At 67.2% G+C, this 22,061-nt stretch carries 18 protein-coding genes; 10 read left to right on the top strand and 8 right to left on the bottom strand.

Going from position 1 to position 22,061, the window contains the following annotated elements:
* Positions 1 to 60 precede the first annotated feature (60 nt).
* From ON22_RS27175 to ON22_RS27160, 4 genes are all read right to left on the bottom strand, one after another.
* On the bottom strand, positions 61 to 918 hold the full coding sequence (locus ON22_RS27175) for an MlaE family ABC transporter permease (protein WP_033246815.1): 858 nt from the start codon (positions 916 to 918) through the stop codon (positions 61 to 63).
* A gap of 13 nt (positions 919 to 931) precedes the next feature.
* On the bottom strand, positions 932 to 1,726 hold the full coding sequence (locus tag ON22_RS27170) for an MlaE family ABC transporter permease (protein WP_033246816.1): 795 nt from the start codon (positions 1,724 to 1,726) through the stop codon (positions 932 to 934).
* Positions 1,727 to 2,490: 764 nt separating this feature from the next.
* Positions 2,491 to 2,997, bottom strand: coding sequence for a hypothetical protein (locus tag ON22_RS27165; protein ID WP_033246887.1), 507 nt, complete (start codon positions 2,995 to 2,997; stop codon positions 2,491 to 2,493).
* Positions 2,997 to 3,599, bottom strand: coding sequence for a TetR/AcrR family transcriptional regulator (locus tag ON22_RS27160; RefSeq protein WP_033246817.1), 603 nt, complete (start codon positions 3,597 to 3,599; stop codon positions 2,997 to 2,999). The genes ON22_RS27165 and ON22_RS27160 overlap by 1 nt, the downstream gene beginning before the upstream one ends.
* 433 nt (positions 3,600 to 4,032) lie before the next feature.
* Here ON22_RS27160 and ON22_RS27155 point away from each other — a divergent pair, with 433 nt between their 5' ends.
* The 7 genes from ON22_RS27155 to ON22_RS27125 all read left to right on the top strand — a co-directional run bounded on the left by ON22_RS27155 (position 4,033) and on the right by ON22_RS27125 (position 12,605).
* Positions 4,033 to 5,202, top strand: a complete 1,170-nt coding sequence (locus tag ON22_RS27155; protein ID WP_033246818.1) for an amidohydrolase family protein — start codon at positions 4,033 to 4,035, stop codon at positions 5,200 to 5,202.
* 31 nt (positions 5,203 to 5,233) lie between these two features.
* Positions 5,234 to 6,469 carry a M24 family metallopeptidase gene (locus ON22_RS27150; RefSeq protein ID WP_033246819.1) on the top strand — a complete coding sequence of 412 codons (1,236 nt, stop codon included), beginning with the start codon at positions 5,234 to 5,236 and terminating at the stop codon, positions 6,467 to 6,469.
* Positions 6,459 to 7,583 (top strand): M24 family metallopeptidase, encoded by a 1,125-nt coding sequence (locus ON22_RS27145; RefSeq protein ID WP_033246820.1) that lies wholly within the window; start codon positions 6,459 to 6,461, stop codon positions 7,581 to 7,583. Before ON22_RS27150 ends, ON22_RS27145 begins: the two co-directional genes overlap by 11 nt.
* Before the next feature lie 53 nt (positions 7,584 to 7,636).
* Positions 7,637 to 8,662 carry an enoyl-CoA hydratase/isomerase family protein gene (locus tag ON22_RS27140; RefSeq protein WP_081595875.1) on the top strand — a complete coding sequence of 342 codons (1,026 nt, stop codon included), beginning with the start codon at positions 7,637 to 7,639 and terminating at the stop codon, positions 8,660 to 8,662.
* A 326-nt stretch (positions 8,663 to 8,988) separates the two neighbouring features.
* The gene (locus tag ON22_RS27135) at positions 8,989 to 11,457 is read left to right on the top strand and encodes a CaiB/BaiF CoA-transferase family protein (protein WP_231508747.1); all 2,469 of its coding nucleotides are present in this window, start codon (positions 8,989 to 8,991) and stop codon (positions 11,455 to 11,457) included.
* 39 nt (positions 11,458 to 11,496) lie between these two features.
* Positions 11,497 to 12,132 carry a type 1 glutamine amidotransferase family protein gene (locus ON22_RS27130; protein ID WP_033246821.1) on the top strand — a complete coding sequence of 212 codons (636 nt, stop codon included), beginning with the start codon at positions 11,497 to 11,499 and terminating at the stop codon, positions 12,130 to 12,132.
* A 14-nt stretch (positions 12,133 to 12,146) separates the two neighbouring features.
* Positions 12,147 to 12,605 carry a MarR family winged helix-turn-helix transcriptional regulator gene (locus ON22_RS27125; protein ID WP_033246822.1) on the top strand — a complete coding sequence of 153 codons (459 nt, stop codon included), beginning with the start codon at positions 12,147 to 12,149 and terminating at the stop codon, positions 12,603 to 12,605.
* A gap of 311 nt (positions 12,606 to 12,916) precedes the next feature.
* Here ON22_RS27125 and ON22_RS27115 read toward each other — a convergent pair whose 3' ends face one another.
* Entirely contained in the window at positions 12,917 to 13,672 is a 756-nt protein-coding gene (locus tag ON22_RS27115) for an SDR family oxidoreductase (RefSeq protein WP_033246890.1), read from the bottom strand.
* 581 nt (positions 13,673 to 14,253) lie between these two features.
* Between ON22_RS27115 and ON22_RS27105 the strand changes: the two genes are divergently transcribed.
* Positions 14,254 to 15,135 (top strand): alpha/beta fold hydrolase, encoded by an 882-nt coding sequence (locus ON22_RS27105; RefSeq protein WP_033246825.1) that lies wholly within the window; start codon positions 14,254 to 14,256, stop codon positions 15,133 to 15,135.
* Between the two features lie 43 nt (positions 15,136 to 15,178).
* Here the strand turns inward: ON22_RS27105 and ON22_RS27100 are convergent, their stop codons facing one another.
* A complete protein-coding gene (locus ON22_RS27100; RefSeq protein WP_156052405.1) occupies positions 15,179 to 17,998 on the bottom strand; it encodes a hypothetical protein in 2,820 nt (939 codons plus the stop codon).
* 245 nt (positions 17,999 to 18,243) lie between these two features.
* Between ON22_RS27100 and ON22_RS27095 the strand changes: the two genes are divergently transcribed.
* Positions 18,244 to 19,974 carry a sodium:solute symporter family protein gene (locus tag ON22_RS27095; protein ID WP_051158140.1) on the top strand — a complete coding sequence of 577 codons (1,731 nt, stop codon included), beginning with the start codon at positions 18,244 to 18,246 and terminating at the stop codon, positions 19,972 to 19,974.
* 10 nt (positions 19,975 to 19,984) lie between these two features.
* Positions 19,985 to 20,236: a hypothetical protein gene (locus ON22_RS27090; RefSeq protein ID WP_033246827.1), complete on the top strand. Its 252-nt coding sequence runs from the start codon at positions 19,985 to 19,987 to the stop codon at positions 20,234 to 20,236.
* A 237-nt stretch (positions 20,237 to 20,473) separates the two neighbouring features.
* Here the strand turns inward: ON22_RS27090 and ON22_RS27085 are convergent, their stop codons facing one another.
* Positions 20,474 to 20,974, bottom strand: a complete 501-nt coding sequence (locus ON22_RS27085; protein WP_051158141.1) for a L,D-transpeptidase — start codon at positions 20,972 to 20,974, stop codon at positions 20,474 to 20,476.
* 170 nt (positions 20,975 to 21,144) lie between these two features.
* A partial coding sequence (locus ON22_RS27080; RefSeq protein ID WP_043740774.1) for a hypothetical protein occupies positions 21,145 to 22,061 on the bottom strand: 917 nt, incomplete at its 5' end.

Here is a 22,061-nt window from a genome sequence, read left to right as displayed (position 1 = left end):
CCGCCGGCGGTGGGGGCGCGGCGGCCCGCGGTTGTGTTTCGTTTCGCACCAGCGCCATCCCTACCCCGACAGCTCGAAGTTTCCGTTGGACCCGTACACGGCCAGCGAGACCAGCAGCGTCACCGAGACGACCGCGATCAGCGAGGTCCGTACGGCGTTCCCCACCGCGGTACCCACACCCGACGGCCCGCCGGAGGCGAAGAACCCGAAGTACGTGTGGATCAACAGGATCGTGATCGCCATGAGGATTGCCTGCAGGAACGACCAGAGCAGGTCGATCGGGTTGAGGAAGGTCGCGAAGTAGTGGTCGTAGAGTCCCGAGGACTGGCCCAGGATCACCACTGTGGTGAACCGGCTGGCGAGGAACGAGGCGATCACCGCGATGGCGTAGAGCGGGGTGATCGCGATCATCCCGGCGACGATGCGGGTGCCGACCAGGTACGCGATCGGCTCGATCGCAATGGATTCCAGCGCGTCGATTTCCTCGTTGATCCGCATGGCGCCCAGTTGCGCGGTAACACCGGCTCCGAAGGTGGCCGCCAGGCCGATACCCGCGACCACCGGCGCGGAGATCCGGACATTGATGAAGGCGGACAGGAAACCGGTGAGCGCCTCGATGCCGATATCGCCCAGCGAGCTGTACCCCTGGACGGCGAGGGTGCCACCGGTGGCCAGGGTCAGGAAGCTGACGATCACCACCGTGCCGCCGAATGCCGCCAGCGTCCCGGCGCCCATACTGATCTCCGCGATCAGCCGGATCGTTTCGCGTTTGTAGCGCCAGGCCGCCATCGGCGCGAACGCCAGCGCTTTCACGTAGAAGATCGCGTGATCGCCGACCCGGCCGAGTACATCCACCGGTTTACGCAGCCGGCGGATCAGCACCGGATAGCGCGTGGTGAGAACCTCGGAGGCTGTCATCGAATCCCTCCCCTCATCCGGTCGTCAACTGGATGCCGATCGCCGTGACCATCACATTGATGACGAACAGCGACATGAACGCATAGACCACGGTCTCGTTGACCGCGTTACCGACCGATTTCGCGCCGCCGGTGACGATCAGTCCGCGATAGCAGGCGACAATCCCGGCGACCAGGCCGAACAGCAGGGCTTTCACCGACGAGATGACCACCTCGTTGATGCCGGTGAGCAGGGTGATCCCGGCGACGAACGCGCCCGGGTTCACATCCTGCACATACACCGAGAACACATAGCCGCCGAGCACCCCGATGATGCAGACCAGATTGTTCAGCAGCAGCGCCACCAGACCGGAGGCCAGCATGCGCGGCGTGACCAGCCGTTGCACCGGGTCGATCCCGAGGACCTCCATGGCCGCGATCTCCTCGCGGATGGTCCGTGATCCCAGATCGGCGCACATGGCGGTGGCACCGGATCCCGCGACGATCAGCACCGTGACCATCGGGCCGACCTGGGTTACCGCGCCGAAGGCGGCGCCGGCACCGGAGAGGTCCGCGGCGCCCAGTTCGCGCAGCAGGATGTTCAGGGTGAAACTCACCAGCACGGTGAACGGAATCGCCACCAGCAGCGTGGGAACCAGCGAGACCCGCACGATGAACCAGGACTGTTCGAGGAATTCCCGGGTCTGGAACGGGCGGCGGAACGCGAAGCGCACCGCGTCGGCGGTCATGGCGAACAGGCCGCCCACTGTCTGCAGTGGGCCCTCGAAACGGTCTCTGAGCCGGACCAGATAGGGCGTTCGGATGGTCATACCGGCCTCACGACATCGGATGCGGGTGCCGACATGCCGAGGAATTCGTCATCGAAGTACTCCTGTCGAACGATCGACGCTCGGTGGAATACGCCGGCGCGCGCTTCCATCGAGTCGGGGCGGTTCGCGAGTGAACCGCGGCATGACGGGCAGCTCCGGTCTGCGGCTACGGAGTGCGATTGCGGCCTGCGGCCGTCGTTCTCGCTCCGATGGCTGTACCGTCCCAGTCGGTGCTGCTGTCACATCTCTCGGTGTGGAAATGTCATTCTCAATTTCGAATAGGATGACATCCGATAGCCGAGAACACAATACTTGCGGGCAAGTTTCCGGGAACCTCGAGCACAACTCGGCACACCTACGGCAACCATCGGCCGGAAAGCCTGCGAGCAGGCATGATAACCCCGAGAAACCGGGCCCGAGGTGGGAAATCCCGCCTGCGCCGCTCCCGAGAATCGTGAAGATCAACGTTTCAAAATTTGCCCACACCCATGCCCGGAGCACGCCGATCCGTCGAATTCGCACAATTGCAAACGGACCCCCTCGGAACACAACGGATAAAACCGCGGAAAACCCCTCGGCAACACCGTAAAAATCGATGGCCGTCCACAGCGAGGCCCCGAAATCCGCCTCGGCCACATCCCCCGCGACCATTGTCCGGGTCAGCCCATCACCTACCGACCCGGCCGGCCGTCGTTCATCTCATGGATACCGGAGCGAACCCGCCCCGCTGATACCTATCCCATCCGTGCCCACCCCCGCGCGCGTCAGACCGCCGGAACGAGATCCGCGCAGACCGGCGCGTATTGCGTGGCGCCACTGCGGAATATCTCGCTGGGCGTCACCGCGGCCGCCGAAAGCCCGGCCGCCACCATAGCCTGCGCCTTGAACGCGCGGGCCGCATAACTCAGACGGTGCAGTACCGGGTCGACACCGTGATCCTGCCCGGCCGGCCAGCCGTCACCCCAGACGACGACCTCGATCCCGCGATCTTCCAGCGCCCGTAGAACACCTTTACGCGCCCGGCCGTCCCTACTACAGACATCGGCGTTCACGGCCAGCGCCTGCGGCAGCCGTCCCGGAACCTCGGTCGCCAGTACGGAGTCGAGCTCGCGGACCTCGGCGCCGAGGATTTTCAACGGGCGGATATCGGACGGCTGCGCGAGCAGAACCGTCACCTCCCACCCGGCCACCGAACGGTCGAACAACCATCCGCCGGCGAACTGGACCGCGTCGGCCACGGTTGCCGCCACCACATCGAGCCGGTACCTCATCACATCTCCTTCGCCGCCAAGTCGCGGGCCAGCGACTCGGTGTAACCGTTGAAAACTTCGGCCAGCGGGATCGAACGATCGAGCAGCCACGAGATCTCCATTCCGTTCAGAAAGGCGACGATCTCGACCGCGCGCATCCGCGGATCGATATCGCGCCGGTACCGGCCGCTGTCCTGGCCCCGCCGAATCGCCTGGTTGACGAGTTCGACGGCCGTGCGCCACCGATCGAGCATCCGATCGTGTAATGGCGCCTCGGGCGTGAGGTTCTCGACGAGGAGGACGACGAAGGTGCCGACCAGCTCCGGAGAACGTTCCATCCTGGTGACGACCTTGCGGATCTCCACGATGAGATCACCGCTGATATCGGCGTCCTCCAGGTCTTCGGCGTCGCGGGCGTCCAGGACAGCATGCAGCAGCTGCTCCTTGGAGGAGAAGTGATGCAGCAACCCCGCGGAGGTCACTCCGGCCTCACCGGCGATCTGCGCCAGCGTGGTGCTGCGCCAGCCGTTGCGGGTGAGGAGGCGCTGGGCTACGCCGAGTATTCGCTGCCTGCGGTCCTCCCCCTTGGCGAGGAGTGAGGCATAGGGACGAGGAGCTGTCATTGTCCGAACCCCGATCTGACAAACCTAGTGAACACACAGTAGGTTGGTTTCCGGGCTGTGACAAGGGTTACAGAGAAGTTGCTTCCGCAACCGGCTTTCACCTGCGGCCCGAGGTCGCCGCGATACGCGAATCGACCCCCCGAAGGCCCCGCCGACGTCAGTCCAGAACCCCTGGTGAGAATATCATTCTCCCCGCTTCATCCGGGACGGAACAGGCCAATCGGACCGAACACTTAGAACGTCACTCTCCTAATGTGATAATGTCGTTTTCAGCTTGGCGGGTCAGCCACCCGACTTCCGGCCGCCCACTCCGCCGGCGAGGCGGACGTTGCGACATAGCGGTTCGGCATGACCGCCGCGTCGACGGCCGACGGCCACGGGTACGACCGCCGACGGCAAATTCGCGAATCAAACGATCCATTGGAGGGTCACGATGCCGACTTCGCCCAGCAGCGCCCCGCTCTATCCCCCACAGGGGTTCGGCCCGCCCAAGGACCGCCGCGGCCGGGCCGAGGGCAGCCTCGGACTACCCGCCGGCACCGAGGTCTTCTCCGCCGACAACCACATCTCACTCGCCGACGACATCTTCTACGAGCGCTTCCCCGAAGAACTGCGGGACAAGGCGCCGCGGGTGTGGTATGAGGAGGGGGCCTACCAGATCGGGCGTAAGGGAAAATCGTTCCTGCCCGGCGATTTCAGCCGGGTCCTGATGCAGTACGACCCCCTCGACGGCTCCGGCAGCACCAACCTCGAGGCCCGGAGCGCGGATCTGCGCGCCGACGGGATCGACAAGGAGCTGGCCTTTCCCAATTCCCTGCTCGCGCTGCTGTTCTACCCGGACAAAGCCGTCCGTGAACGCTGTTTCCGCATCTACAACGAATACATCGCCGAAGTGCAGGAACGCTCCGGCGGCGCAATGTACGGAGTCGGGTTGATCAACTGGTGGGACGCCGAAGGCGCCCGCCGGACTCTCACCGAGCTGAAAGCGCTGGGGCTCAAAACTTTCCTGCTGCCGCTGTCGGCCGGCAAGGACGACGAGGGCGCTGTCATCGATTACGGCAGCACGTCGATGATCGGCGTCTGGGACGCCATCGAGGAATCCGGGATTCCCGTATCGCACCATATCGGCGAATCTCCGCTGTCCGCGCCGTGCGAGGTGAACAGCGTGGTGGTCGGGATGATGCACAATGTTGCCCCGTTCCGGGAACTGTTCTCCAAGTACATCTTCAGCGGGATCATCGACCGGCATCCCGGTCTGCAGATCGGCTGGTTCGAGGGCGGTATCAACTGGGTCGCCTCGGCACTGCAGGACGCCGAACATATGCACGCGTCCTACCGGCATATGTACAACCGGCCGCTGGATCACGAGGTCCGCCACTACTGGGACAACCATATGCGGGCCTCGTTCATGGTCGACCCGCTGGGCCTGGCCATCATCGACCAGATCGGCGTGGACCGGGTGATGTGGTCCTCGGACTACCCGCACAACGAGAGCACCTTCGGCTACTCGGAGAAATCCCTGGCCTCGGTCGTCGAGGCTGTCGGTCCCGAGGCGGCCGCGCGCATCGTGAGCGGAAATATCAAGGAATTCCTGGGCGTCTAGGCCCGCGCGACGCCGAGAAGGACCGTATTCGATGAGTGCATTTCCCGCCGCGACGACCGCGGCGATCGAGATCCCCGACCTCCCGGACCGTGCGCGGATGCGCCGGGAGACCGGGGCCCGCCTGCGTTCGGCCATGGCCGAACGCGGCGTCGACGCGGCAATCCTGCTGCTGAACAACAATGTCGTGTACGCGACCGGAGCGAACTGGCCGCTCGGCGATGCGGGTCTGGCCCATGTCGAACGACCGGTCGCAGTGGTAACGGCCGACGACGAATGGCCACATCTGTTCCTGCCGTTCCGGGCGGGCGCGGCTGCGGAATCCGAACTGCCCGAAGACCATCTGCATCCGCCGGTGTATCTCGAATTCGACGAGGGCGTAGCGGATTTCGGCCGGAAGCTGGCCGAACTCGTAGGGCCGGGCGCCACCTTTGCGGTGGACGAGTTCACCGGCGCCATGCTGCGTGCCCGCGACCGGCTCTTCCCCGGCGTCGTACCCGTGGATGCCGCCACGGTGATCGGGCCCGCCAAACTGATCAAAACACCCGACGAACTGTCCTGTATCCGCAAGGCCTGCCGGATCACCGAGGAAGCCATCGTCGATGTCCAGGCGTCGCTGGCGCCGGGGGTCCGCCAGATCGACCTGTCCGCGGGCTTCGTGCGGCGCGCGTTCGAACTCGGGGCCACCGCCACCATGCTCGACGCCATCTGGCAGGTCATGCCGGACAGTAAAGCCGACGGGGTGTGGACGACCCACGGGGATCTCGCCCTGCCCCTGCTCACCACCGAACGTGAGCTGAAGGCCGGCGATGTGCTGTGGACCGATGTCAGCATCACCTACAACGGCTACTGTTCGGATTTCGGCCGCACCTGGATCGTCGGGCAGGACCCGGCACCGCGCCAGCAGGCGCAGTACCGGCAGTGGCGCCACATCCTGGAAGCGGTGCTCGCGCAGATCCGCCCCGGCGCCACCGCCGGGCAGCTCGCCCGGGCGGCGACCGAAGCAGCCGGTGGGCAACGCCCCTGGCTGCCGCATTTCTATATTTCGCACGGAATCGGCGTGAGCGCCGCCGAGATGCCGATGATCGGCACCGATCTCGGCGCCGAATTCGACGACAATTTCGTGCTCCGACCCGGCATGGTGCTGGTCCTGGAACCCGTGGTGTGGGAGGACGGCACCGGCGGCTATCGCAGTGAGGAGATCGTGGTGGTAACCGACGGAGGCTGGATGCCTCTCACCGACTACACCTATGCCCCCTATGGCGACTGAAATCCTGCCGGACGATCGCGCGCTGCGGGCTGGGCGCCGCGAGCGTGTGCTGGCACAGATGCATGCCCACGACCTCGATGTACTGATCGCCGGACGGCAGGCCAATGCCCGCTACCTGTCCGGGGCACCCCAATTGTGGGTCGCCGGGACCCGGCCGTTCGGCCCGGTGGCCCTGTTGATGCGGCAGACCGGTGCGGTCCATCTGCACAGCACCTGGGACGAGGGGATACCCGAGGACATCCCGCACGCGAACCTGTACGAAACAATGTGGGATCCGCGCAATCTCATGGCGGTCCTGCGCGATGTCGAGGGCGCCGCCACGGCCCGCCGGGTGGGCACCGACGCTTTGTCGCCGGCATTCGCCCAGTTGCTGCCCATGGCGTTCCCGAATGCCGAGATCGTCGACGGCGAACTCGCGTTCCGGGCGGCCCGGCGGATCAAGCTCGATGCCGAGATCGAGACGATGCGCGCCGGACTGCGGGTCGCCGAACAGGGGCTGTCCGCGGCACTGGCACAACTCTCGCCCGGGGTCACCGAACAGGGGCTCGCGGGCGTCATGCTCGAGGCCTGCGCGGCCGGTGGTGTGAGCACACCCGCCACCCAGGATGCGGCGTGGGTGACCGCCCGCGACCATCCCTGGCGGCGGGCGAGTGCGGACCGGCGGGTCCAGGAGGGCGATCTGGTCGCCTTCTCCTCCGGTGTGCTCGGCGACGGCTATATCGGGGAGGTCGGGCGAACCTGGCCGGTCGGCCCGGTGACCCCGGCCGTCGAAAAGCTGTACGGCCGCTGGAACCGATTGTGGGACACATTGCTACAGGCATGCAGGCCCGGGCTGCCCGCCTCCGGGCTGCTCGATGCCTACCTCGAGGCGGGTGAACCCCTGCCCGCCATGCCGGTGGCCCGCGGGCTCGGTATGGGATTCGACCCACCGGTCGTGGCACCCGCACTGCGCGCAACCGCCGACGCGGAACAGCTCGAGCCCGGGATGGTCCTGGCCGTCACCGGCTACGTCTGGGCCGAGGGTGTGGGCGCGGTATTCGGCCGCGACGCCGTGCTCATCGGTGACGACGGACCGCAGGTGCTCACCTCGAGTCCGCACTGGGGGCAGCAATGACCACCCGGAAGCCGGTCGCGGGTTCGCAGACCGGAAGCGAAGGAACCGCGGAAATGCCCAAGGACGAGGCCGGGAACAACGCCGGCAGGAACGAAGCGGACTCGGGCGCGGCGGATGCCGGGCAGAAACCGGGCCAGCCCAGCGCCGAGGAGATCATCCGGTACTCGAAGGATCCCGCGACCCGGATCGCGACCATCACCTTCGACCGCCCCGATCAACTGAACGCCCCCACCATGGCGGCGCGCCTACGCTACGGCGACCTCATCCACCGGGCCAGTATCGACGACGAGGTCAAAGTCCTGGTGATCCGCGGCGCCGGAGACGATTTCGGGTCGGGCGCCGATCTGGGCGAATTCATGGCCGTCCAGAACGACCCCGACCAGGGCCCGCGGCTCAGTGAATACAAGATCGGCCCCGACGAGGTGCGGTACCCACCCAAGGAATCCTTCCGGCACGGCGCCAATATCAGCCAGTGGTACGCCAACGCCCAGGCCGGCTGCCGGAGTCTGCAGGAGTTCAAGAAGATCAGCATTGTCGAGGTGAAGGGCTATTGCTACGGCTGGCACTTCTATCAGGCCGCCGACGCCGACCTGGTGATCTCCGCCGACGACGCGCTCTTCGGGCACCCCTCGTTCCGGTACTACGGGTGGGGTCCGCGGATGTGGACATGGGCGCAGACCATGGGTCTGCGCAAATTCCAGGAGATGGTGTTCACCGGCCGCCCGTTCTCCGCAGCGGAAATGGACGACTGCAACTTCCTCAACAGCGTGGTCCCGCGCGCGGAACTCGAAGCCGAAACCGCGAAATACGCCCTGGCCTGTGCCCGTAACCGGCCCACGGACACGGTGTTCATGCAGAAGGTGTTCTTCGAGATCATGAAACAGCAGCAGGGCGAATACATGGGCAGCCTGCTCAGCGGTTTCTTCGAATCGATGGGCGGCCATATCCACGCCGACGACAACGATCTGATGCTGGACAACGCCTTCGACGACGGTCTGAACAACTCGGTCAAGGACAACGACAGCCGCTTCCCACCGGAGTTCCGGCTCAGCAGGTCGGGCCGGCGGAAAGCCGAATAGTGGGCGATCCGCGCTCGGACGAGACCGTGGGGTCCGGTCGGCCACACCTGCCGCCGGCCGGTCTTCGTCGGCCCACTCGACGAGACCACGGGACCGGCGAACTCGCGCACCGGTAGCGAGTCACTGCCCGGCTACCGCCATGCGCATCCATCGAGTGCCCGAGCACCGGCCCCCTATCGCCCCGACCGGCGGGGTGATCGACATCCTGCGGAGGGCTACACGCCCTACCGCCCAGCGGGAAGCGAGCCCAGATGCATCAGGAGCCCACCGCCGAGCCACCGGAGAGCGGCTCGCGCACCCGGACAGAGGACGGCAGAAATCACACGGTGGCGTCGCCGGATGTGGCACCCGGCGACGGTGGTGCCGGGAACGGGGTGCTCGCCGGATACACCGTCGTCACACTGGCCGGTGGTATCGCCGGCTTCTACTGCACGAAGCTGCTCGCCGACGCCGGTGCCCGGATCGTCTTCGCGGAGCCGGCACAGGGAGTCACCCTGCGCCGCCGGACATCCTCGGACGCGATGCCGGAGCCTGGCGTCGACGGCGCGCTGTTCCAGTTCCTCGCCGGGGGCGGGCACAGCGTCGTCGTCGATCCGTCCCGCGCGCAGGACCGCGAAATGCTCGACGCACTGCTCGCCGACGCCGGCGCCGTCGTTTGGTCGCCCGGCGGTGATCCCGGCGACGATCCACGCTTCGCACCGGCGGCACTGCGCGAACGCCACCCCCATCTCGTGGTCACCGCGATCACCCCGTTCGGTCTCGACGGCCCGTGGGCCGGGCGGGCGGCCACCGAGTTCACCCTGCAGGCCTGGTCGGGAGGTATCGTCGGGCTGGGGCGCGGCGCACCCGAGCGTGCACCGATCCATATCGGCGGTGAGGTGGGCGAATGGTTCGCCGGTGTCCATGCGGCGGCCGCGACCCTGACCGCCCGGCACCGCGCCCTGCGCACCGGAACCGGCGAACTCGTCGATCTGTCGATGCTGGAAACCCAGATCCTGGGCTTGTCGTACTACCCGGTTTCCTTCTACGACACCGTGAACCGGCCGTTCCGCACCCAGCGGCGGCTTAGCCGGCCGGGCGTCGCCACGGCTGCCGACGGACTCATCGCGGTCGGTTGCGGTACCGCGCAACAGTGGTTCGATCTGTGCGTCATGGTCGGGCATCCGGAATGGATCGACGAGGACCCCACCCCCGCGATCACCGAACGCACCAACGAAAAGGCCGGCGAGATCGCCGCCTGGTTCGCCGAGCATACGGTGGACGAGATACGGGAACTGGCCACTGCTTTCCGGATCCCCAACAGCCCGGTGGCCAACGGCGCCGGCGTCACCGAGATCGATCAGCACCGGGCCCGGGAGTTCTTCACCGTGAACCCCCGCTCCGGATTCGTGCAACCGGGCCCCCCGTTCCGAACCGACCCCGCACTACTGCGGCCTCCCGAACCGGCACCCACTCTCGGCGAGCACACGGACCACTATCGACAGACGGCAGATACTGCCCGCGGGCATAGTGCGGACTCCGCTTCCCGCCGATCGCCCACCGGCGAAGCGCACCCGCTCCCGTTCGCGGGTCTGCGCGTACTCGATATGACCACCTTCTGGGCCGGCCCGTCCTGCACCCACTACCTGGCACTGCAGGGCGCCGACGTGATCCATGTGGAATCGGCTCAGCGTCCCGACGGCACCCGCCTCATCGCCGGTGTCCCGGTCGACGAGGACCGGTGGTGGGAGAAATCCGGGATCTTCTCCGGGCTCAATACGAACAAGCGCGGAATCACCGTCGATTTCCGCACCGACGCCGGCCGCGAGATCTTGCGCCGCCTCGTCGCCTCCTGCGATGTGCTCGTGGAGAACTACACCCCGCGGGTGATCGAGCAGATCGGCCTCGATTACGACACCGTCCGCACCCTGCGACCCGACGCGATCATGGTCCGCATGCCGGGTTTCGGGCTCGACGGGCCGTGGCGGGACAATCCGGCCTTCGCCTACGTGATCGAGGATGCCGCCGGGCTGACCTGGCGCACCGGTTATCCCGATCAGAACCCCGTCGAGCCCTACAGCCTCGGCGATCCGAATGCGGGCATACATGCGCTGGTCGGTTTGTTGCTCGCCCTGGAACGTCGCAGGCATACGGGCACGGGCATGCTCGTGGAGGCGGCCATGGTGGACGCGGCCCTGAACATCACCGCCGAACAGGTCATCGAGTACTCCGCCTACGGCACACTTCTGGAACGCGACGGCAACCGGGGGCCGCACGCGGCACCGCAGAATCTGTACCGCGCCGCCGGGGTCGACGAATTCGGCCGCCCCGACAACTGGATCGCCCTGGCCGTCGCGACCGACGAGCAGTGGGTGGCGCTCACTGCGGCACTGGGTGAGCCCGCGTGGGCATCGGCACCTCATCTTCGTACGGCCGCGGGCCGCCGGGCCCATCACGACGAAATCGACGAGCAGCTGTCCGCCTGGTGCGCCGGTCGCTCGGCCGGCGAGATCGTCGACGTGCTCTGGGCGGCGGGTGTTCCGGTCGCCGAGGTCCGGCAACCGCACCGGCAGACCGAAATTCCCCAGCTCGACCACCGGAACTTTTTCGAACCGGTCCCCCATCCGGTCAATCCGGTCGCGCGCCACAGCACGGTCCCGGCCCGCTTCTCCGCCGGCCCTGCGCGCTATCACCGCGCGCATGCTCCGTTGCTGGGACAGGACAACGACGCGGTACTGCGCGGGCTCGGGTACTCGGCACAGGAGATCGCAGCCTTGGAAAAGGACACGGTGATCGGCGGAGCACCAGGCTTCTAACCTGTTGACAACAAGCTGTCACATTGACAGAATACTGTCATGACTCCGAAGATCGTTCACCTGGCCGTGTACGACACCCTCGCGGACTGGGAGGTCGGTGCGGCCACCGCGCATATCAACAACGGCAACTGGCACCGCGAACCCGGCCGGTACCGCATCCGCACGGTCGGTGCCGGCACCGAACCGGTCACCACGATGGGCGGAATGCGCATCCTGCCCGACCTCGCCCTGGCCGATCTGCCCCCCACCGACAGCGCCATGCTCATCCTGCCCGGCGCCGACGGCTGGGACAGCGGCGATCTGGGCGCCTTCGCGGACAAAGCCCGCGAGTTCGCCGCCGCCGGGGTACCGGTCGCGGCGATCTGCGGCGCGACGTTCGGACTCGCCGCGGCCGGGTTGCTCGACGACCGCGCACACACCAGCAACGTCGCCGAATACCTCGCCGCCAGCGGCTATTCCGGCGGCGGCCATTACACCGATGAACCGGCCGTCACCGACCGCGGCGTCATCACCGCCAACTCGACCGCACCGTTCGAATTCGCCCGCGAAGTACTCGCCGCCCTGGACATCTACGAACCCGCCGTACTCGACGGCTGGTACCGGCTGTTCGGCCAGGGCGACCCGGCCGGCTACGCAGTGCTGGCGGAATACGAGGCCCGGCAGGCCGCGGTCTGAACCCGGCGGCCGCAATGGAGAACTCCGAACAGCAGTTGTTCAGCACCGCCGCCATCACCTCGTTCCGGCTCAACGGCCAGTTCCTCGCCCTCGCCGAAAAGCTGGCCGAGCCCGCCGGGCTCACCGCCGCATGGTGGCAGGTTCTCGGCGCGGTCCTGCACGAACCGCTACCGGTGGCCGGTATCGCCCGCACCATGGGCGTGACCCGCCAGAGCGTACAGCGGATCGCGGACCTTCTGGTGGCCCGTGGCCTCGCGGAATACCGGGCCAATCCGGCACACCGGCGCGCGAAACTCGTGGCCGTCACCGCGGAAGGGCAGGCGGCGATCGACCGTATCGGCCCGCGTCACACCGAGTTCGCCGCCCGCCTCGCGAAACAGGTGGGCGAGGAACGGCTGATCGAAATCGTCCAGGCGCTCGCCGAACTGTCGGCCGCCGTCGACGGTATCGAGGGCGACGGCGAATCGAATTAGCCCGCTCCGGCGGCATCGGGTCCCCAGGGTCCGGTGGCCGCATCGGTGCCGCTCCGGCGCCCAGGACCGCCACGATATCGATTCGCCGAATCGATGACGGCGAACTCGTGGTATCGATGGCGCCGAACTCGCGGAAGCGGAGTACCGCCCGATGTCTGCGCATCGCGCGAGATCGAACCGCACGTTCGCGAACTTTTCGCGGGCCGCACGCGCGAGATCCCCGGACATCCTGAACTGTTCAGCGGTTCGACGCTGTACAGCCGCGGGCGGAACAGCACGGCCCGCGAGGGCGCACGGCCTGCCGTTGCCGTTCAGATACCGGCGATCCGGCGCACGATCGGCAGCGGGAGCACCTTCATGGCGTAACCGAACGGAACCCACGGCCACGCCGGGGTGTAGGCCTTGAACCGGCGCTTCTCGATCGCCGACACCATCGAACGCACACCGGTCCGGGTATCGACCAGGAATTTCGGCGGATGGGCGGCCTTCTCGTTCATCTCCGAAGCGATATACCCCGGGAAGATGATGGAGACATCCACACCCGGAACCCCTTCGGCGGCAATACCTTCGGCCATCGCTGCCACCCCGGCCTTACTCGCCGCGTAACTGGTCATCGTCTTGGGCATCCCGCGCAACGCGGAAATCGAGGAGATCACCACGAGATGACCGCCGCTCTGCGCCCGGAAAATCTTCATGGCGGCTTCCATCTGCGCCATGGCACCGAGGAAGTTGGTGATCGCGGTCTGCCGGTTGGGCCGGTCACCGCCCTTCCCGAAGGGCACACCTTTTCCGAGTCCGGCGTTGACGATCACCCGGTCCAGGCGGCCGAACTCGGCGGCGAACTCGTCGAACACTCGCGGCACGGCATCGAAATCGGTGACATCCAGGGCCGCCGTCCGGACCCGCACCGCCGGATACGCACCCGCGATCTCGGCGGCGAGTTCGTCGAGTCGTTCGGTCCGGCGGGCACACAGGGCCAGGTCGTAGCCGAGCGCGGCGAACTGGCGCGCCATCTCGGCGCCCAGACCAGAACTGGCGCCGGTGATGAGAATCGAACCAGTAGCCACAGTGGTGCATCTCCTGAGGTCGGCCGTACCGGTCACGGCGCGGCGGGTGGACGGCATGTCCGAGCGTAGTACTCAACGATCGCCCGGCTCGCCCTAAACCGCACAAGGACGACGCGGGCGCACCGGTACGCATCAATCGGCTTTTCACGGATGCGGCCGGGCAACAGCCGGTGCTCCGTCGGTTATCGCCTCGCGGGCGGCGCTGGGCAGCACTCGGGCGGCGGTCGGCACACCCGGGCGCCGCGGCCGGAATGCGCACCGCCTCGGCGCCGGCTGCAGCTCCGACGGCCGCGCACAGCAGGAGCCGACGCTGCCGGCCGGCGATTCCGATCGGCCGCAAACGGTAGTTGCCGCCCGCGCGAACCGACCCACCCGGCACGTGCTGGTGGTGCTCCGGCTGCTGTTGCCGATATGGCCGACGGTGCCGCCGGTTTCCACCGTATGGCGGGGACGGCCGTGGCCGGAACCGGTCGACCGCCTCGGCACCGAACCGCATGCGGTCGCCGGCGATGCGGAACCCGCCGATCAATTCGCAGGGCCCGCACCGTCTTCATATATGCCCCGACTCCCGAAGGACTGCGATGACCGATATCGAAACCCGCACGCTGGCCGCCTCCGGCGCGACCCTCACCTACGATATCCGCGGTGACCTGCACGGACGTGAGCTCATCCCGCTACTGATGGTGGGCTCCCCGATGGAGGCGACCGGTTTCGGCACCCTGGCGGAATACTTCACCGACCGGCCCGTGGTGACCTACGACCCGCGCGGTATCGGCCGCAGTACCCGCGACGACGGCACCACCTCCGGTACACCCGAGGAACACGCGGACGATATCCGCCGCATCATCGAAGCGCTCGCGACCGGACCGGTGGATATCCTGGGCAGCAGCGGCGGCGCGGTCAACGCGCTCACGCTGGTGGCCCGGCACGGCGAACTGGTGCGCACCCTGGTCGCCCACGAACCGCCGACAGTCCAGTTCCTGCCCGACCGCGACCGGATACTCGCCGTCTCCACCGATATCACCGCCACCTATCAGCGGGCCGGGCTCGGCCCCGCCATGGCGAAATTCATCACCCTGATCTCGCACCGCGGTACGCTCCCCGCCGACTACACCGACCGGCCCGCTCCCGACCCCGCCCAGTTCGGTCTCCCCGCCGCCGACGACGGCTCCCGCGACGACCCGATGGTCGGCCCGCATCTGCTGTCCTGCTGCGGCCACGAACACGATCCCGCGGCACTCGCCGCCGCACCCACCCGCATCGTGCTCGGTACGGGCCGTGCTTCCGCCGGCGAATTGTGCGCCCGTGCCGCCATCGCCTTCGCCGCCGCCCTCGACAGTGAAGCCGTCGTCTTCCCGGGTGGGCACGCGGGCTTCGCCGGCGGCGAATTCGGGATGACGGGCGAGCCCGAGTCGTTCGCCGCCGTCCTGCGCGAAGTTCTCGATCGCCCCGAAACCTCCTGAAGCCGAGCGCCCACCGGTCGGCGGGCTGTCGGCCGTCGACCGATCAGCGAGCCGCCTGGATATGGGGAGCCGCCGGAGTCACGAACGGGGCGAGCGCACGCTGGATCTGCTGATGCGACAACCGGCTGTGCCGCCGGCCCGGCAGCCCGTCCTCCGGCGCTCCGGCGGCCGCCCGGCATCTATCCGGTTCCGCCGAAGCCGGATCGGATGCGAACTGTTCACCGGTGAGGTCGATCGCCGCCAGCCGGTTCCCGGTCCTGGCCTCGTACAGATCGAGCCGGTACGCCATCGCGAACAGGTTCAGTGTCCGCCCCACCGGGTGGCCTGGCGCGGGTGGATACTGACAGGTCCGTACGAGCTCCCCGAGCCGCCCCTCCGATACGCAGGCCACCAGCTGCACCGACCGCGCGTCGACGGGATGCCACACCGCGGACGGCCCGAACGTGGTGATCTCGGACAGCTCCCCGGCCAGATGCACGGGGCTGGGCCCGGTCACCGCATACGGCGCGGCGACCGTCGTACCGCCGCCGCCCTGGCACAGGGCCCCGTATTCCGCCACCTCGAACCGGGCGAACCCGGATGCCGCGAACACGGTGCCGGCCACGACCGCCAGCGCCACGCCTGCAGCCCCCACCGCAGCCGCATACCGCGCACCACGCCCACCGGCGCCCGTACTCTTCCCCGGCTGCCCTGCCACGTCCGCCGGTCTTATGTCTTCCGCCGCCTGCGGACCGGCCGCCGACAGCGCGGGATCCGGCATACGCAGGCCGCCTGCCGAACGCGCATGTTCCCGCCCCCGTGGACTGCCTGCCGAACGCACGACCGAGGCCCGGTCCCGCGCACGGGCCGACGTCCGCCGCAGGGCAACGATTCCGCGTCGGACACCTACCGGAATTCGTACGGACTTCCCCGGTCCGCGCTCAGCAGACCGGGACCCACACCGTTCGACCGGACTGCCGGCCGGAATCGCCGGACCGGCCGCGCCCCGAGCTTCCTCGGCCGAAGCCGGCGGATCTACTTCTCGCGGCGACGCGGTGACACCACCGACAACAGCCGGGCTGGAGCCGGGCGTATCTTCCACCGGACCGCCGTCCGTAACCCCCGCAGGGCCTGTTTCCCCATTGGTTCGAAGCCGGTTGCGCAGGCCACGCATCCGCACCGCGCCTGTCTCCCGTCCGGACCGAATATCGGCTGCCGGGGATCGCGGCGTCCGATCCGCAAGCCGCTCCGCCGACCGCCCCCGAGAACCTTGCTCCTCGGGGGCATGATCCGCGGGGTCCTGATCGACGGGAACCTGATCCGGAGGGGCCTGATCGACGGGAACCTGATCCGCAGGAGCCCGACCGATGGGCGCCGGGTCCGTGGGCATACCCGTTGCGTCGGAAGACCACAGGGGCGTCGCGCCCGGCACCGACTGCTGCACCGTCGTCGCTGCATCACGCCGGGGGTCTGCTTTCCGCGGCCCCTTCCCCGACTGGGGGTCGGTAACACCCTCATCCGCCGGGTCTGCCGTCGATCCCGCTGCCCCCTGCCCAGCGGCGGTCTCCGCCGTCGGGCGGCGCTGTGCGAACATCTCGGACACCGGCGAACTCGGACGCGCCGATAGTGCCCGGCGCAACCGCTCGGAACCGGATTCGATAGTGTCCCCCGTGTTCTCCTGCGCTCTCGTCCGGCCGAGCACCTCCGAACCGCGCCGCTCGACATCCGCATTCGTATCCGGATCCGACCCGTCGAAACCGGTCGTATCGAACTCGCCCACGGATGCTTCCGAATGGTCCTGCCGCGGAACAGAGGCCATACGGGTACCCCCACCGGATGCCTCCGGCAGCGCATCCGCACTACCGGAAGCCGGCACCCGATCGGCCGGATAATTCGGGGCGATGTCGTGAGGTGCCCGTTTTTCGAAGACCCCGGCTGTCCCGGAACTGGGCACGGCGTCTGCGTATTCCGCCCGCTCATAGGCTCCGCCGGCACCCGGGCCGGGAAACGCGGTGTCCGGCCGGCCCGCTCGGCGGCGGGATCCTCCGAACAGCGGAAGCCCCGCTTTCCACAACCGGCCCGCCGAATCCGCCGGCGTGGGCGTACCGATCAGGGTGCCGGCCGCCGTCATCACGAAACCTTCGGCCGCCATCTCCTCAGGATCCGGCGCGGACAGCGGTACTCCGAGCGCCGCGAACGCCTGGGCGATATCGGTGTCGCGCAGGCACACCGGGCGGTCGGGCGAGCGCTGGAAATACTCGGTGAATCCCGTCGATCGGCCGATGCGGGCCATGATCGTCTCTTCGCCCGGCTCCTGCGGCGGCGGGGCCCAGGTCATGCGTGACCCGGTTTTCGGGATCAGGACCACGAGCACATCGATCTGCTCGGGCACACCGGCCCGGCGGAATATCGCTGCCAGCTCGGCTCTTTGCCGCCGGGCCCGTTGCAACGGATTGACGGCCCCGGCTCCTGTGCGCAGATCCGCGGCCCGCTCACCGACCTGCCATCGGCCGGCCGACGGTGTGTCCAGTACGCCGTGCTGGACCGACCGGAAATCCGCCAGTAGCACCAGCGTGCAACCGGACGGGGTCCAGATCAGCAGGTCGGCCGTCGTGGTGGAGCGGCGACGCGACCGCGGCAGTGGACAATCGAGCAGGGCGATACCGCCGATACGCTCGGAACCCGCACCCCAGTCACCGATCAGCCGGAGCACGAAGCGCTGCACGCTGGACAATTCGGCACTCTGCACGCGTACAATCACGGCAACCCCTACTTCGGTGACCACGAAACCCACGCACACCACACCGGCACCGGGGGACGGTCTAATCCCCTGGTGCACAACATGTTTGGATGCGCCGTCGTCAATGGTAGCAATCTGCGGCACAGCGCACGAGAGGCTGTGTCCGCACGCACGCGTACGCATTTGTGCATATCAGCGGAGGTCGAGCCGGGGCCCCGGAGTACGGCCCGCGACTGACACGCCCGGCTTTGATCAACACAGCCCGCGCCACCGGCACGCGCGGTACGTTTTATGCACCAGAGCCGATCTGGTAGTGCGGCCGGCCATCGGTGGTGCCGATGCGGTGAACCGCACGCGGTTGCCCGTGGCCGCTTCGAGGAGAACGTCGTATGCCGCAGTTCGAAGGTTCCCAGGAAGTCGTCTCCACTTTCGCGGAAGGTGAGGTGCTGCGACTCGACGCCCAAGCCGTCGACTACGCGATAGTCGCGCTCTATTTCGTTTTCGTCCTGGGTATCGGCCTACTGGCCCGAAAACGTATCTCGTCGAGTATGGACTTCTTCCTGTCCGGGCGGTCACTGCCCGCCTGGGTGACGGGCCTGGCGTTCATCTCGGCCAATCTGGGTGCCGTCGAGATCATGGGTATGTCGGCCAACGGGGCCGAATACGGTTTCCCCGCCTTCCACTACTTCTGGATCGGCGCGGTACCGGCCATGCTCTTCCTGGGCGTGGTGATGATGCCGTTCTACTACGGCTCGAAGGTGCGCAGTGTGCCGGAGTTCATGCGCCGTCGCTTCGGCACCGGCGCACATCTGGTGAACGCGCTCAGTTTCGCGATCGCCCAGGTACTCATCGCCGGCGTCAATCTGTATCTGCTCGGCACCATCCTCAATGTGCTACTGGGCTGGCCGTTGTGGGTGGCGGTGATCGCGGCGGCGGTGATCGTGCTGTCCTACATCACCCTCGGCGGACTGTCGGCGGCAATCTACAACGAGGTACTGCAGTTCTTCGTCATCGTGGCCGCCCTGTTGCCGCTCACCCTGATCGGCCTGCACCGGGTGGGCGGCTGGTCCGGGTTGCAGGACAAGGTGGCCACATCCCCCGGCGGCCCCGAACAGCTTGATTCCTGGCCCGGTAACGCCCTGTCCGGTTTCGCCAACGATTTCCTGTCCATCCTCGGCATCGTCTTCGGCCTGGGTTTCGTGCTCTCCTTCGGCTACTGGACCACCAACTTCGTCGAGGTGCAGCGCGCGCTGGCAACACATTCCATCGCCGCCGCCCGCCGCACCCCGATCATCGGCGCCTACCCGAAGATCCTGATCCCGCTGATCGTGATCATTCCGGGCATGATCAGCGCCGTGCTGGTACCGCAGATGGCCGAGTACAAGCAGGCCGTCACCGCGAACCCGGATGTCGACAGCGAGGTCACCTACAACCAGGCGCTGCTGTACTTGATGAAAGAAGTGCTGCCCAACGGCCTGCTCGGTGTGGGGCTGGCCGGTCTGCTGGCGGCGTTCATGGCCGGGATGGCGGCCAATGTGTCGGCCTTCAACACCGTGTTCAGTATCGACCTGTGGCAGCAGTACGTGGTCAAGGATCGGTCCGATAAGTACTATCTGACGGTCGGCCGGCTGGCGACCGTGGGCGCCACCGTCGCGGCGATCTTCACCGCGTTCATCGCGGGCGGGTTCAGCAACATCATGGACTACCTGCAGACCCTGTTCAGTTTCTTCAACGCGCCCCTGTTCGCGACCTTCATCCTCGGTATGTTCTGGAAACGGATGACCCCGACCGCCGGCTGGACTGGTCTGGTAGCCGGTACCGCGATCGCGGTCACCATCTTCGTACTGAACGAGACAGGCGTGTTCTCGTTATCGGGCCAGGGCGTCAGCTTCGTCGCGGCCGGCGCCGCGTTCGTGGTGGATATCGTGATCAGTGTGGCCGTCACCATGGTGACCGCACCGAAACCCGCCGCCGAACTCGTGGGGCTGGTGTACTCGGAGACACCGCGCGAGATGCGCACCGATCCCGAAGCCGCCACCCTGCCCTGGTATCAGCGGCCGGTACTGCTGGCGGGTATCGCGCTGGTGCTCGTGATCATCCTCAATATCGTGACCGGATAGGACTACGACCGTGCTCTTCGATATCCGCACCATCGTCGGCGGCCTGCTCGGCCTCTATGGGATCGTCCTGGTGGTTACCGGTCTGGTCCACGACACCGCCGCCGAAGAAGCCAAAACCGGCGGTATCAATGTGAACCTGTGGGCGGGCCTGGGCATGCTCGTCGTGGCCGTCGCCTTCTTGACCTGGGCTCGGCTACGCCCGGTGGCCGCCGACCGGCCCGCACCCGAAGCCGGGAGCGAAGAAACGTCCGGCCGGGACTGACCACGGCATTCGACGCCGCAACGACAGCTACCGGTCCGCCCGTGGCGAACCGGTAGTGTTTCGAGCCGGCCGAATCGGTGTCAGTCCGGCAGGCCGAGCGCGAAACCGACGGCGATGAGCAGGCAACTGACGACTGATACAGCCACGATGATCCACATCAGGCAAGCGTACGAAATCGTAGGAGCACATCGATGACCGGGTCGGACACTGCCGGCCCGGCCGGCGTCCGCCATTCGGTCAGCGGACCACTTCGACCACATCACCCGGGTTCAGATAGTGGTAGACCGCGATCGCGCCCGGCTCGGTCAACCGGATACAGCCGTGCGACTCGGCTTCCGTCGGCCCGATATGGAAGGCGATATCGCCGTTGAAGAACACCGCGTAGTGCATCGGGGCGTGATGCATGGTGCTCCAGTGGTAGGGGCGTTTGAAGTCCACGTCGAATACACCGGGCGGGGTCTCGTAGCCGTCCATTCCGTGCGACATCGGCGTCGGCCCGTAGACCACCCTGCCGTTGTCCATCAACCAGACTTCGTTCGTCGACAGCCGCAGGCAGGCCCGCGCCGCGGGTGAGCACGGGGCTTCGACCGGGATGATCGCCGGCACTCCGGGGACATTGGGCCCGTTGGGCCACAGCGGCTCGGCGAAGGCGGGCGCCGCCGGCGCCAGCACCGCCGCCGCGACCCCGGTGAATGCTGCGATCCGGCGTATCCGACGGTGGAAATATCCATTGCTCATCTCGTACCGACCTCTTTTCTCGATCCGCCGCCGATCCGGCGGGGCCAGCAAATCCAGAGCTAAGATCAAGAGAACTATTCGACGGTACTGAAGTTCGATGATTCATGGGCCGCATTCGCCGTAGACGCGCCGATTCCAGGCGGAAATCCGTGGCGGATACGGCCCACCGATCAGGCCACGCTCCAGCTGTCGGAGGCCGCGCCACGCCGCCGGATGCGCCGCCGGCGCTGGTAGAACACCTCCTCCACCGAGACGTTGGGGACCTCTTCGACGATCCCGGCCAGCCGGCCGTCCAGCTCGAGTTCCGCGATCCGCCGGTGCAGACCGGCGCGCCGCTCCGCCGGCAGCTGCGCCCACACCACACCGATTCGCCGCTGCGCAGGCTCCTCGGCAACGGCCAGCAAACGCAGCAGTTCGGGCCACAGATCGTCGGCGTTGGCCACCGAGGGCAGTTCGGAGATCTGCGCCACCGGCATCCGCGCGACCAGCCCGGCGACATACCGTTGCACATCGGGATGGCTTCGTTCGGCCAGCAACAGCAGCCCCTTCCACGGGCCGGGCTTGAATGCGACGATCAACGATTCGACGATGGCGATGAGCGCGGCAGTATTGGCGAAAATCGGGTTCATCGCCATCCGCTGCAGCCCGGGCTGACTGAACTTGGAGACGAAGGTCATCAGTTCGGGCGCCGCGCCCCGCTGGATGGTGTGCGCCGCGAGTTTGCCCAGCGCTTCCGGACTCGCCAGGGACAACAGGATGTCCCCGATCCGGTAGACCACATCCGCTTCGGCGCGCGACATCACCGAGACCGCGGCCTCCTGCAGTTCCGGGGAGCCGGCCAGGACGTTCTCCATCATCCGCGGAATCCGCTGCGATCCGCCATCCAGCAACTGGCGCAGTATGTTGCTGACGGCGGACGCGGAGTAGGCGTAAGCAGCGGAGAAGATGATGCCCTCGTCGTCGAGGGTTCCGCGTTCGACGGCTTCGACCATCTTCGGTGAGGCGTACTCGAGGAACGGCCCGGCGGTGATGTGATCCTTACGGCGCAGGACCTCGTTCACGATCGCGACCAGCGGCTCGGCCGCCA

Origin of the sequence: Nocardia carnea NBRC 14403 (assembly GCF_000308515.1) — a bacterium.
Taxonomy (GTDB): Bacteria; Actinomycetota; Actinomycetes; order Mycobacteriales; family Mycobacteriaceae; genus Nocardia; species Nocardia carnea.
This window is presented reverse-complemented; position numbering and strand designations above follow the sequence as displayed.

Excerpts from the sequence above, each read along its gene's own strand:
- ON22_RS27095 (WP_051158140.1), top strand. The coding sequence starts at position 18,244 with ATGCCGCAGTTCGAAGGTTCCCAGGAAGTCGTCTCCACTTTCGCGGAA.
- ON22_RS27150 (WP_033246819.1), top strand. The coding sequence starts at position 5,234 with ATGAGTGCATTTCCCGCCGCGACGACCGCGGCGATCGAGATCCCCGAC.
- ON22_RS27085 (WP_051158141.1), bottom strand. The coding sequence starts at position 20,974 with ATGAGCAATGGATATTTCCACCGTCGGATACGCCGGATCGCAGCATTC.
- ON22_RS27165 (WP_033246887.1), bottom strand. The coding sequence starts at position 2,997 with ATGAGGTACCGGCTCGATGTGGTGGCGGCAACCGTGGCCGACGCGGTC.
- ON22_RS27140 (WP_081595875.1), top strand. The coding sequence starts at position 7,637 with ATGCCCAAGGACGAGGCCGGGAACAACGCCGGCAGGAACGAAGCGGAC.
- ON22_RS27170 (WP_033246816.1), bottom strand. The coding sequence starts at position 1,726 with ATGACCATCCGAACGCCCTATCTGGTCCGGCTCAGAGACCGTTTCGAG.
- ON22_RS27145 (WP_033246820.1), top strand. The coding sequence starts at position 6,459 with ATGGCGACTGAAATCCTGCCGGACGATCGCGCGCTGCGGGCTGGGCGC.
- ON22_RS27175 (WP_033246815.1), bottom strand. The coding sequence starts at position 918 with ATGACAGCCTCCGAGGTTCTCACCACGCGCTATCCGGTGCTGATCCGC.
- ON22_RS27125 (WP_033246822.1), top strand. The coding sequence starts at position 12,147 with ATGGAGAACTCCGAACAGCAGTTGTTCAGCACCGCCGCCATCACCTCG.
- ON22_RS27130 (WP_033246821.1), top strand. The coding sequence starts at position 11,497 with ATGACTCCGAAGATCGTTCACCTGGCCGTGTACGACACCCTCGCGGAC.
- ON22_RS27155 (WP_033246818.1), top strand. The coding sequence starts at position 4,033 with ATGCCGACTTCGCCCAGCAGCGCCCCGCTCTATCCCCCACAGGGGTTC.
- ON22_RS27105 (WP_033246825.1), top strand. The coding sequence starts at position 14,254 with ATGACCGATATCGAAACCCGCACGCTGGCCGCCTCCGGCGCGACCCTC.
- ON22_RS27160 (WP_033246817.1), bottom strand. The coding sequence starts at position 3,599 with ATGACAGCTCCTCGTCCCTATGCCTCACTCCTCGCCAAGGGGGAGGAC.